The sequence below is a fragment of the Flavobacterium granuli genome (genome assembly GCF_900129705.1).
In the GTDB taxonomy this organism is placed as follows: Bacteria; Bacteroidota; Bacteroidia; order Flavobacteriales; family Flavobacteriaceae; genus Flavobacterium; species Flavobacterium granuli.
In genome coordinates this window covers 13,841-26,144 of sequence record NZ_FQWO01000012.1, presented here as the reverse complement: position 1 = coordinate 26,144, position 12,304 = coordinate 13,841, and the positions used below count along the sequence as shown (strand labels likewise).

Sequence of the window (12,304 nt, the reverse complement as noted above, 5' to 3'; positions counted from 1 at the left end):
TTTATTTTATGATTCCATTAATTAAAACAAGTATCCCTCCGAGAGAAGTACTAATGCCTAGATTGGAGCAAGTTTTGTATAGCGGATATATTGCCCAAGGGGAAGTAGTTGAAGAATTTGAAAGAAAATTTGAAGAATATATTGGAGGTGGCAATACACTTTCTCTAAATTCAGGGACAGCCGCTTTGCATATTGCTTTGATTTTAGCTGGAGTTAAAGAAGGTGACGAGGTAATCAGTACGGCTTTGACGGCTGAACCTACTAATGTAGCTATTAAAATGGTTGGAGCTAAAGTGAGATGGGCAGACGTTGATTCTACTACTGGAAATATTTCGGTAGTGGCAATTGAAAAGGCTATAAACTCAAAGACAAAAGCCATTATTGTTGTCGACTATGCAGGGATTCCTGTAGATGTAAAAGGAATTAAATCGATTTCCGAAAAATATAATATTCCAGTTATCGAAGATGCAGCTCATGCATTGGGAGCAAAATACAAAGGCCAAAAAACGGGAAATCATTTTCCGTTTACTGTTTATTCTTTTCAAGCCATCAAACATTTAACAACAATTGATGGAGGAGCTTTGCAAATTGCTGACAAGGAATTGTATGAAAAAGGAAAAGTGATTAGATGGTTTGGTTTAGATAAAAAGTTAAGCCGTTTAGACAATGATATTACTTTTCAAGGATACAAATATCATATGAATAATGTGAATGCTACCATTGGATTGATTCAATTGGAAAATATAGAAAAACTTATTCAACGATATATCGAGAATGGTAATTATTTTGATCAACATTTAAAAAATGTAAAAGGAGTTGAATTAATAGAATATTACCAAGATACAGAACCTTCGTATTGGTTATATACCTTAAAAGTTGAAAACCGTGATGGGTTTGTTAAAATGATGGCTGATAATGGAATCATGGCATCAGAACTTCATAAGCGAAATGATTTACATACCTATTTGAATGATTACCCAACAGAATTACCCAATTTAGATTTGTTTTATAGCAAGATGGTTCATATTCCTTGTGGATGGTGGGTTACGGATGAAGATAGAGAAAAAATGATGACTTTAATAAAACAAGGTTGGTAATGATTCCAATTTATAAACCATATATGCCTCAAAATATTGGTGTTGAAATAAGTGAAATACTTTATTCAGGTCAGTTGGGTTTTGGGAAATACGGAAGAGAGTTTGAAAATAAATTGCAAAGTTTTATAGGTGCCGAATATGTGCTTTCGGTAAGTTCGTATAATATAGCAATGCTTATAGTATTATCTACACTAGGGTTAAGAGAAGGAGATGAAGTAATTGCTAGCCCTGTAAGCTGTTTAGCATCAAATCAGCCATTTGCAGTTAAAGGTTTGAGGGTGGTATGGGTAGATGTAAATCCTGCAACTGGAGCAATGTGTCCAGACGATCTAAAATCTAAAATAACAAAAAATACAAAGGCTATTTTTCATAATCATTTTTGTGGTTATTTAGGGGATATTGAATCGATAAATGCGATATGTAATTCTTTTGGAATTCCTGTTGTAGACGATGGTATTGAAGCATTTGGTTCCCAATACAAAGGAAGAAAACTTGGGAATCTAGGAACTGATGTTACTGTGTTTTCGTTTCAAACCGTACGTCTGCCTAATACGATAGACGGTGGGGCAATAGTTTTTAAGGACAAAGATCTGTATGAGAAAGCGCTACTAATTCGTGATTATGGAATTGACAGAACTATTTTTAGATCCTCAAATGGGGAGATTAACCCAGACTGTGATATTGAGGTAGAAGGCTATGCAGGATTGATGAGTGAATTGAATTCGTACATAGGAACTAGGCAAATGGATGACATAAATAGTCTTTTGGCTGTTCAGAAAAATAATGCTGCGATTTGGAATGATAAATTTACAAATCTGGACACTATTAATTCATTGAAGATTACAGCAGGTTGTATTCCTAATTATTGGGTTTATGGGACTTTATGTAAGAACAAAACTAAAACAATAAAAGATTTTAAAGAACAAGGATATTATGCAACTGGGGTTCATATAAATAATAATATATATTCTGTTTTTAATAATAATGTTTCCTTAAAAGGAGTAAATGAATTTATAAATCATTTTGTTGCAGTACCTTGTGGCTGGTGGTTTGAAAATAAATAATTATATGAACAATCAAATTATTAAGATTTCAGAAATAGCAAATCTTTTGGATATAAATTATTATGGAATAGATTCTGACATAGATGGATTGAATCTATGTAATAGGGAAATAATATCTAATTCAGTAGTTTCCTATATTAGCTCTGAAAAATTCATCTCTAATGGGATTTCAAATACTAAGATTAGGGGATTGTTTGTTACTAAAGAAGTCTATGAAGTTATCTTGAAAAAAGAAGGTTTTAAAAGAGATATTGCTTTTTTTATTGTAGATTATCCAGAAGTTGAATTTTATAAACTACATGAAATTTTATATTCTAGAACTTCTTTTTATAAAAAGTTTAATTTTGAATCTGTATTGGGACAAAATTGTATAATACATCCGACTTCTGTAATAGAAGACGGGGTTATTATTGGTAATAATGTTAGAATAGGTGCAAATAGTGTTATTAAGAAAGGAACTGTCATTAATGACAACACAGTTGTTGGGTCTTGTACTGTTATAGGAGCAGAAGGGTTTCAACTAATATATGATGAATTCAATGTGCCATTTACTGTTACTCATGTAGGAGGTACATATATTGGTAAAAATGTTTTGATTAATGATAATTGCACAATTAGTAATGCCTTGTTTGAAGGAAATGTTATAATAGATGATAATTGTAAAATAGACAGCCAAGTTCATATAGGACATAATTGTAAAATAGGTAAAAATTCGGTGATTACAGGTAACTCGTTGTTGATGGGGACAGTAGAATTAAAGGAAAACGTATGGATTGCTCCTAGCGCAACTGTATCTAATAAGTGTGTTGTTCATAACAACTCTTTTGTAGGTTCAATGTCTCTTGTAGCTAATAATATTTCTGAAAATTCTCGTGTTTGTGGAATCCCAGCAATCCCAGTAGATGAGTATATAAAAATAATTGTACAACAAAAAAAAATAATTAAAAATGGAAGAGAAAATTCTAAAAATAATAAATAATGTAAGAGAGAATAATCAATTGGCACCTCTTTTGAAATTGGATGAGAGTGATGATTTGAGAAATGATATCGGTTTAAATTCTTTTGATCTAGCAGAATTGACAGTGTGTATTGAAGATGAATTTGATATTGATATTTTTGAAAATGGACTTGTAAATACAGTTGGGGAAATTTATAAAAAACTTGCTGAATAATGCATGCGTTTTTAATTAATAGAGAGCAAATAATTCAATATGATGAGTTGTTAAAAGATATAAATAACAGTAGCTTTTATAATTATGCTTTAAAATCTAATAATTTATATTCTTTTTTTCTAAATTTTATTATTGCAATTGCTACTGAAAATGATATTATATTGTTAGATTCAGACTTAAGTACATCTGAATTAATTAATTCAGGTTTGGGAGAAAATGTAAACACTGAAAAGAGAATTAAACCTTTATATTTTGAAACAATTGATGAATTGTTGGCAAAAATTATTTTATCTAAATCAGCGATAACAATTTTTACATCTGGTACAACTGGTCAACCAAAAAAAATAATTCACTCAATATCAACATTAACTAAAGCGGTAAGAAAATCTGATTCAAATATTGGTCAAATTTGGGGTTTTGCATATAATCCTACCCATATAGCAGGTTTACAAGTGCTTTTTCAGGCTTTTTCAAATCAAAATACTTTGGTTAATATTTTTAATTCTTCCAGACGTGAAGTATATGAAGCAATTGAAAAGTATTCTATAACAAATATTTCAGCAACACCAACCTTTTATAGATTATTACTGCCTTTTGAAAAGGAATTTTTGACTTTAAAAAGAATTACATTTGGAGGTGAAAAATCAGATGAAAAATTGCATGAAAATATTATGAAAATATTCCCAAATGCAAAAATAAATAATATATATGCTTCAACAGAAGCGGGGTCATTGTTAGTTTCTAAAGGAGAATTTTTTAAGATCCCTATGGAATTTAAAGATAAATTTAAGATTGAAAATCAAGAATTATTAATTTGTAAGAGTTTGTTAGGACAATCGGAAGATTTATTATTGGAAGATGGCTATTATAAAACTGGAGATTTAATAGAGTTTGTGGATGAAACTAATATTTTTTTTCGTTTTTTAAGTAGAAAAAATGAGTTGATAAATGTAGGGGGGTATAAGGTAAATCCTTCCGAAGTTGAACAAGCTATTTTAAATATGCTGGAGGTACAAGAGGTAATGGTTTATGGAAAACCTAATTCTGTATTGGGAAATATATTGTGTGCGGAAATAAAATTAATGGATGGTGTTAGTATAGATGAATCTAAAATAAGATCTTATTTGTCCGAAAATATTCAAGATTTTAAAATACCAAGACGAATAAAATTTGTAGAATCATTCTTGTTAACAAGAACGGGGAAATTAAAAAGATTATGAATATATTATTGACTGGAGCTTCAAGAGGAGTTGGCTTAGAAATATGTAAGGTTTTATTAGAAAAAGGAAATACGGTTTATGCAATTAGTCGAAGTCATACTTCCGAATTAGCAGAATTAGAAATTACTTACAAAGGGAAGTTGTTTTTTAAAAGCATTGATCTCGCAAATACTGAGGGGGTTTATCAAACTGTTTTTAAAGAATTTGTTACAAATTCGATTCCCCTACATGGCTTTGTAAATAATGCGGCTCATGCTTATGACGATATTATTACGAATTTAAATTTGTCAAAATTGGAGGAAATGTATAGAACAAATGTTTTTTCACCTCTAATTTTAGTAAAATATGCAATCCGTAACATGATTTTCAATAAGACTAAGGGTAGTATAGTGCATATTTCTTCCATCAGTGCACATACTGGTTATAAAGGACTAGCCATGTATGCTTCGAGTAAAGGTGCGTTAGAAGCATTTTCTAAAAATACAGCGAGAGAATGGGGTGCTTTAGGAATTCGCTCTAATGTGGTTGTGCCTGGTTTTATGGAAACAGCAATGAGCGCAACATTATCAGAAGATCAGAAGAATAGAATATATAATAGAACATCTATGAAAGAAGCAACAGATGTTTTGTCTGTGGCTAAAACAGTTGCTTTTTTGTTATCAGGGGATGCATCTTCAATTACAGGACAAAATGTTCATGTTGATAACGGGACTATTTAATTAAAAAAATTTATGTTTAAAAACATAATTGCCAATTATGTTGGTAAAATCTGGGGGATTATATCGGTATTCGTTTTTGTCCCTTTTTATATAAAAATATTGGGTATTGAGTCTTATGCTGTAATTAATTTCTATACCGTTATTTTAACAATTATGTATTTTGCAGATGGTGGTCTATCAGCAACTTTAAACAGAGAAATTGCAAGAAGTACAGATAAAGCATATATAGGTAATATGCTCTTTACCATAGAAAAAGTTTATTTAGCAATTTGTGTTTTTATAATTGTTTTTATTTTTTCTTTTTCAGGAATAATCGCAAACAATTGGCTTAATTCTCAAACAATTTCTTCTGAAAATTTGTCATTGTATATTAGTTTAATGGGGGTTAGTGTTGCTTTTCAATTGTTTACTACATTGCAAAGTAGTGGTTTGATGGGACTTGAGAAACAAGTATTGTCTAATGGAATCCAGGTTTTGAGCAGTTTTTTCCGTTCTGCGGTAGTTTTTATACCCCTGTGTTTTTATCCGACATTGTTGACTTTTTTTATCTGGCAGGTATCCGTGAACATAATTTTCTTTTTTATTACCAGGTACAATTTATGGAAATATATAAAGACAAATATATCTTATAAGTTTGATAAGCAGGTTTTAAAAACTGTAGGCCGATTTGCAGGAGGTATGATGTTGATGGCAATCATTTCTTCTTTAAATACACAAATTGATAAATTGGTGATTAGTAAGGTTTTATCTTTAAAAGACTTTGGGTATTATTCCTTAGCAGGGATTCTTTCTCAAGTACCCGTTTTAATAATCACACCAATTGCGGTTGCGATATTACCTAGAATGGTCAAGTATTCTGCAAATGCAGAAAAAGATAAGCTAACAAAGTTGTTTCATGTAAATACCTTTGTTTTGTCTGCATTGGCAACTTCTGGAGCTATGGTTCTTTTTCTTTTTACAAAGGATTTTGTTTTAATTTGGACTAAAGACATCGTAATTGCCAATACAATTGAAAATGTAACGAAGGTACTTTTAATTGGCGGGGTATTTTTATCTTTTCAATATATGCCTTATCATTTAGCTATTGCAAATGGTCATACCAAAACTAACGTAAAATTGGGTGTTGTCGCTGTAATTTGCATAATACCAGCTCTTATATTTTTTGTAAAACAATATGGGTTGATTGGAGCTACATATACATGGCTAATTATGAATTTGTTTGCATACTTTTATTTAGGTTATTTTATAATATGTAAATTTTTGAAAAATGAGTTTAAAAGGTGGCTAATAAACGGAACATTAATTCCTTTGATTATGGCTATAGTAATTGGAGTTGTAAGTCATTTTATAACAATAAATTTGCCCAAGGGGTATTATGTACTATTATACTCTATAATTATTGGTTTAATTTCTTTGGCTTTAAATTTAGTAGTCTTTAATAAAATGAATCTACAATATAAAATTAATATACGACAAGCATTTACTGATGGAGAAATATAAAAATTTACTTTCAATAATAATACCGACAAAGAATAGATATTCAACTCTTTTGCCTGTTTTAGATTCAATAATCGATAATTTGAGTAATGAATATGAGTATGAGGTTATAATACAGGATAATTCAGACGATAACAAACCTTGTTTAGATTATCTTATAAAAAGAAATGCATCTCAATTAAAATATTTCTATAATCAAGTATCCATCCCTATTGCTGATAATACCGAACTGGCTATTGATAATTCAAATGGAAAATATTTAATTTTTATAGGCGATGATGATTTTATTTGTCCTGATATACTGGAAATAACCAATTTACTGGACGAACGTTCTATAAATTGTTTAATATATAGCCCAGGCTACTACTGGTGGGAATCGGTTGTATTTAAGAAAGAGAATTATTATCATAGGTCAGCTAATCTTTGGTTACCAGATGTATCACCTATATTAGAGTTTACAAAATTAGATCCTGAATTTGAATTAGATAAAACACTGGCAAAAGGAGCCATGGCTTATGATATGCTGCCAAGGTTTTATCATGGAATAGTTTTAAGGTCTGAAATCGAAAAGCTTAAGTCAAAATGTGGCCGTTACATAGTAGGATCTTGTCCGGATATTGATTTTGCAGTTTCTTTAGCTATAAATATTAAAGAATACTACCATTTAAATTATCCGGTGAGTATTTTTGGTGCTTCAAAAAATAGCGGCGGAGGTTGGACAGCCCTAAAAAAACATTTTGGAGAAGTTGAAAAACTCCCTTTTTTGAGGCCTGAAATAAAGGATAGTTGGAATCCACTGATTCCTCGAATATGGTCTGAAAAGACGATTTATCCTCAAACGACAAGCGAAGTGTTAAAAGGCTATCATGTCCGGAAAGAATTAAATTTATTAGCATTATATGCCGCAATGTTAGTTTACGAGCCATGGTTAGAACCCAAAATTGCCAGATATGTTATAAAAAACTGTAGGTATAACCCATTAAAGTATTTCAAGTTCACTTTTGAATTATTTAAGAAGTTAGTGGGCTTCGTAGTTGTGAAAGTTAAGTATAAATTTAAAATGCTGCCTTTTAATGTTTTTGCTAACGTTAAACATCAAGAAGTAATCATAGTTTTAAAGAATAATTTTAAAATCAACATATGAATGAGTTTTCGTATAAATATGTAGTATTGTACATACTATTAATTATTGGAAATTCATTAACACATGAAAAAATTACTGGTATCTTGATTTCTTTTCCAGAAATAATAGCTGTAATTTATTTGCTTTTTACTAGTAAAACAGAAAAAGCATTTTTTTTTCATATAGTTTTTACAATAAGCTGTTTAGCGATACCATTTTCACAAATAACTAATCCTGAAGAGAGCCATTATGGATTATTTAATTATTCGAAATTAAAGCTAATTGGTCCTGTTGGTGTCTACCATCTTATAATGTTTAGTTTTTACATCAGAACATTTCGTCTGAAGGTAACAATTCCCCCAAATTCTGTTTTTTATTTGTTATACAAAACAATTATATTTCTGGGGGCGTCCGGAATATTAATCGGTATATTTGGTTTGTTGTTTTTTGGATATTATATTGAGTATTTTGTAATATATACATCATATATATTAACATTGTATCTGACTTCATTTGTATTAATTCGTTTACCGTTTGAATCATTTGTGACTAAATTGTCTAAAATGCTTATTGAGTTGATGATAGCAGCGCCAATTGCTGCATTGTTTGTATATTTATTAGGTTTTACATCTCAATATGGTACAGAAGAAGTTTCTATAATAATTGAGGTTGTTTATTTTAGTATGGCCTTAATATTTGCTTATTACCACATGCGTAACTTTTTATTGCCGATACTTTCATTTTTAATAACCGGATTTTTACTTATGGACGGTGGAATGGGAGGGAAAGGTATTTTATTTATGGGTATTATTTTAATCTTATTCTTATTTATGGCTTTTAATAAAAAAGCTACCGGCTATGATATCGTAAAAAGGAGAAAAAATATTCAATTGGCACTAATCCCGGTTTTGATGTTTGGGTTCATAAAGTTAACATCATACATTGAAAATTCAGAATATAATCTTTTTTTATATAAGTTAGAAAATGTTACCCTAATGGTAAATGTATTTCAGGGAATTGATGGGATTAATTTAATTCCGGAATCTCCAAGAGTAAGAATCGTTGAGATAATGAGTATTTATAATGAACTGTTTAGTAATCCTTTTTTTTTACTTTTTGGAAAAGGTTATGGTTCGTATTTTTCTGATGATTTTAAATTATTAGCAAATATGGATTTAATTAATGCGTATAAAGATATCGAAATAAGCAATAATAAGTATGGTGGAGTTCACGATTCATTTTCGAGCATACCTTTAGCAAATGGTTTGATTGGTGTTTTTTTAGTTTTTAGGTTGGTCATCAAATATATTAAGATGATTAATCATAATTTCATGGCTTATGCTGCCATCCCGTGGTTAGCGTTTACGTTTTATTATAACGTCCAGTTCGGGATAATTGCCATGTTGTTATTATATAGCTCTGAGTTTTATTTAAATTTGAAAGATGAAAGATGTAAAAAAGAAGATATTATATATTGATCCCTTGTTGCAAAACGGACATGTTAATTTCAATAATATATATATTGAAAGTTTAAGGAAGTCAGGGCATCTGTTAGAGTTCGTTTTTGTTAGAGGCTACGAGGATAAATTGAATATAGATAGTTCGGAGGTTGTATATTCAATTCCGAAAGTTTTTTTTAAAAAGGACTTAGGTAAACTTGGAAATAGGATAGCTTATTTTTTTGCCTTGCTTTTTATCAAATTGTTTGTTGATTTTAAAAAATATGATTTGATAATTTTTTCAAGTTTTGAAGAAGTTTCTTTTTTTCTATCTAATATAAAAAAATGTTGTTTGATTAATCATATCAATGTCAGTACATCTGTTGAAAGTAAAGTGAAATATTTTTTCCTGAATAAGGTTTTAATCAATAATTCACTGATTGTGTTAGATAAAGAAACAAAAAGCTATTTAAGTACAAAAGGCAGTTATAAAATATATGTTCAGCCTCATGGTCTTCCTAATGCAAAGTCGCTTATACATACAAATGAAGATGACGAATTTGGTTATATTTTTGAAGAATTAATTAAATATAAAAAGATATTGTTTTCCCCTTCGGAAAGTAGTTCAGATAAAGATTTTATTAATGAATTAATTCGGTCAAATAAATTTATGGAATATCTGGAGCAGGAAGATATTTTGTTTGTTTATAAAGATAAATCACCAGTGGTAAAGCGCAATACTCTGGTTATTAGTGTTTTTTTGAGCCAAAACGCATACGATTACTTGTTTTTGAAATCCGATATTATACTAATTGCTTATCCCACAAATTTTAAGTATAGGGTTAGTGGTGTATTGTTGGAATGTATGGCAAATGACAAACCATGTGTTGTTTCAAGAATTGATACATTAGAATCGTACAGTGATTTCTTTAAATATGACGCTTTCTACTCAAACATTGACGAATTGATTCAGATAATAGGAGATTTAGGAAAATTCAATCAGAATGGGGGTGGTTTTTACAGAAGTTTAACTATGCTTGAACCAAACTTTAATAATTTTATTAACTAAAAGACTAAAGATGTCGCAAGCCAATTCAAATGGGAAGCATATAATATATATTGGTAGAGAACTAAAGTCAATAGATGGAGGTGCCGTCGTTTCAAAAAGAAATGTTGAGATTTTGAGGGAAATTAGCGGCGGGAAGATCATTGAATTTTATCTATCAGATAAAACTATTTTGAGTAAGCTCATAAATATTGTTGCTGGTAAGCCATGGGGCTATTGCAGTCATGTTTATAGTGACATAAAGAATAGTATATTACTTAATGAAATATCATTTGTTTTTATTGATCACTCACTATTGGGTGCATTCGCTTATATTTTAAAAAAATTAAATGTTACCATCGTAGTTTTTTTTCATAATATAGAAGTTAAATATTATAAGGATAAGGTACTGGTAGATGGTTTTTTAAATAATTTGATGGTCCGTTATGCAAGGAACCACGAAAAGCTAATAACTAAATATGCCGATAAAATCATTTGTTTGACTAATGTTGATAGCGATTTATTACTGTCTATTTATGGGAGAAAAGCCGATTTGATTCTTCCTATAACAATTGAGGATAGATTTATACCATCAATAAAGCTGGAAGATACAGAAAATTACCATCTTTTTGTCGGGAGTTCTTTTTTTGCTAATATCGACGCTATTAACTGGTATATAGAAAACGTACTACCTTCGGTAAGGTCTAAGTTAGTAATTATAGGTAATGGTATGGAAGTGCTGAGTAAGCAATATAAGACACACCCTAAAATTGAAATAAAAGGCTTTGTTGATGATTTGGGGCCTTTTTACAGGAATGCTGATTTTGTGGTAAATCCTGTGAGATTAGGCTCTGGTATGAAAACCAAGACCATTGAAGCTTTAATGTATGGTAAAACAGTAATCGGTACTACAGAGGCATTTGTAGGGATGGAAGAGGTTGAAAATAAAGGGGTTGGGTATGTATGTGGCTCCCCTGAAGATTTTATTAATTGTATCAACAACTTTCATCGTGAAAAGTTTAACCAGTATTCCCGTATTTATTACTCAGATAGCTTTTCAGCTGATATTGGCTATCAAAAGCTTAAGAAGTTTTTATGCTTATAAGTTAAGTATTTAGCTATCGTTAAAAGTTTAATTAAAAGTAAATTTTTTTGAAAATGGAAGATTCGAAAGTTTCTATTATCACACCTCTCTATAACTGCGAAAATTTTATATCGGAAACAATAAAATCTGTAATTGCTCAAACTTACAGTGATTGGGAAATGTTAATTGTTGATGATTGTTCAACTGATAATTCAAGACAGATTGTTGAAGAATTCGTAGGAACGGATAGGAGGATAAAATATTTCAAAACTGCATCCGCATCAGGCTCTCCAGCCGATCCTCGAAATATTGGAATTGAAATGGCAAAAGGAAGGTACATAGCCTTTTTAGATAGTGATGATTTGTGGATTTCAAATAAACTGGAATTACAAATCCCATTATTCTCGGATGATAAAGTGGGTATTGTTTTTTCAAATTACGGAAAGATAAATGAGGATGGCGAGTCTAATGGAAGAACAATAGAAGCTCCGAATCAAGTCACCTATCTTAATCTTTTAAAGGGTAATGTTATTGCTTGCTTAACATCTGTTTATGACCGTAAAAAAACAGGTAAATTGTACTTCACTAAACAAGGACATGAAGATTTTGCCCTTTGGTTAGCAATATTAAAAAAAGGATATGTTGCTAAAAATTCTGGTCACGTCTTGGCAAAGTATCGCGTTAGAAAGTCTTCGGTTTCATCAAATAAGTTAAAAGTAATAAAGTGGTACTATAAGATTTATCGTGAAAACGAAAAACTCTCTTTAGTGAGGACTGTTTACTTTTTGGTGATTGCGTTAATCAAGTCTTTCTTTAAGTATATCAAATAGTTATGTTTTTTTGC

Annotated in this window: 12 protein-coding genes; all 12 read left to right on the top strand. The window is 30.2% G+C overall.

What is annotated here, in order from left to right; translation table 11 throughout:
- The first annotated feature begins 8 nt into the window (after positions 1-8).
- Genes BUB25_RS13755 through BUB25_RS13700 form a run of 12 tightly spaced genes read left to right on the top strand, consistent with a single transcriptional unit; the run spans position 9 to position 12,290 of the window.
- Positions 9-1,097 (top strand): DegT/DnrJ/EryC1/StrS family aminotransferase, encoded by a 1,089-nt coding sequence (locus tag BUB25_RS13755; RefSeq protein WP_072945325.1) that lies wholly within the window; start codon positions 9-11, stop codon positions 1,095-1,097.
- On the top strand, positions 1,097-2,161 hold the full coding sequence (locus tag BUB25_RS13750) for a DegT/DnrJ/EryC1/StrS family aminotransferase (protein ID WP_072945324.1): 1,065 nt from the start codon (positions 1,097-1,099) through the stop codon (positions 2,159-2,161). Before BUB25_RS13755 ends, BUB25_RS13750 begins: the two co-directional genes overlap by 1 nt.
- 4 nt (positions 2,162-2,165) lie before the next feature.
- Positions 2,166-3,140: a DapH/DapD/GlmU-related protein gene (locus tag BUB25_RS13745; protein ID WP_072945498.1), complete on the top strand. Its 975-nt coding sequence runs from the start codon at positions 2,166-2,168 to the stop codon at positions 3,138-3,140.
- A complete protein-coding gene (locus tag BUB25_RS13740; protein ID WP_072945323.1) occupies positions 3,109-3,333 on the top strand; it encodes a phosphopantetheine-binding protein in 225 nt (74 codons plus the stop codon). Before BUB25_RS13745 ends, BUB25_RS13740 begins: the two co-directional genes overlap by 32 nt.
- The gene (locus BUB25_RS13735; RefSeq protein WP_072945322.1) at positions 3,333-4,553 is read left to right on the top strand and encodes an ANL family adenylate-forming protein; all 1,221 of its coding nucleotides are present in this window, start codon (positions 3,333-3,335) and stop codon (positions 4,551-4,553) included. The genes BUB25_RS13740 and BUB25_RS13735 overlap by 1 nt, the downstream gene beginning before the upstream one ends.
- A complete protein-coding gene (locus BUB25_RS13730) occupies positions 4,550-5,272 on the top strand; it encodes an SDR family NAD(P)-dependent oxidoreductase (protein WP_072945320.1) in 723 nt (240 codons plus the stop codon). Before BUB25_RS13735 ends, BUB25_RS13730 begins: the two co-directional genes overlap by 4 nt.
- 12 nt (positions 5,273-5,284) lie before the next feature.
- The gene (locus BUB25_RS13725) at positions 5,285-6,772 is read left to right on the top strand and encodes an oligosaccharide flippase family protein (RefSeq protein ID WP_072945319.1); all 1,488 of its coding nucleotides are present in this window, start codon (positions 5,285-5,287) and stop codon (positions 6,770-6,772) included.
- Positions 6,759-7,913, top strand: coding sequence for a glycosyltransferase family A protein (locus BUB25_RS13720; protein WP_072945317.1), 1,155 nt, complete (start codon positions 6,759-6,761; stop codon positions 7,911-7,913). Before BUB25_RS13725 ends, BUB25_RS13720 begins: the two co-directional genes overlap by 14 nt.
- Entirely contained in the window at positions 7,910-9,370 is a 1,461-nt protein-coding gene (locus tag BUB25_RS13715; protein WP_072945315.1) for a hypothetical protein, read from the top strand. Before BUB25_RS13720 ends, BUB25_RS13715 begins: the two co-directional genes overlap by 4 nt.
- Positions 9,336-10,400, top strand: a complete 1,065-nt coding sequence (locus tag BUB25_RS13710) for a glycosyltransferase family protein (protein WP_072945314.1) — start codon at positions 9,336-9,338, stop codon at positions 10,398-10,400. The genes BUB25_RS13715 and BUB25_RS13710 overlap by 35 nt, the downstream gene beginning before the upstream one ends.
- Before the next feature lie 10 nt (positions 10,401-10,410).
- Entirely contained in the window at positions 10,411-11,481 is a 1,071-nt protein-coding gene (locus BUB25_RS13705; protein WP_139256920.1) for a glycosyltransferase, read from the top strand.
- A gap of 53 nt (positions 11,482-11,534) precedes the next feature.
- Positions 11,535-12,290 (top strand): glycosyltransferase family 2 protein, encoded by a 756-nt coding sequence (locus BUB25_RS13700; protein WP_072945310.1) that lies wholly within the window; start codon positions 11,535-11,537, stop codon positions 12,288-12,290.
- The last annotated feature ends 14 nt before the right edge of the window (positions 12,291-12,304 follow it).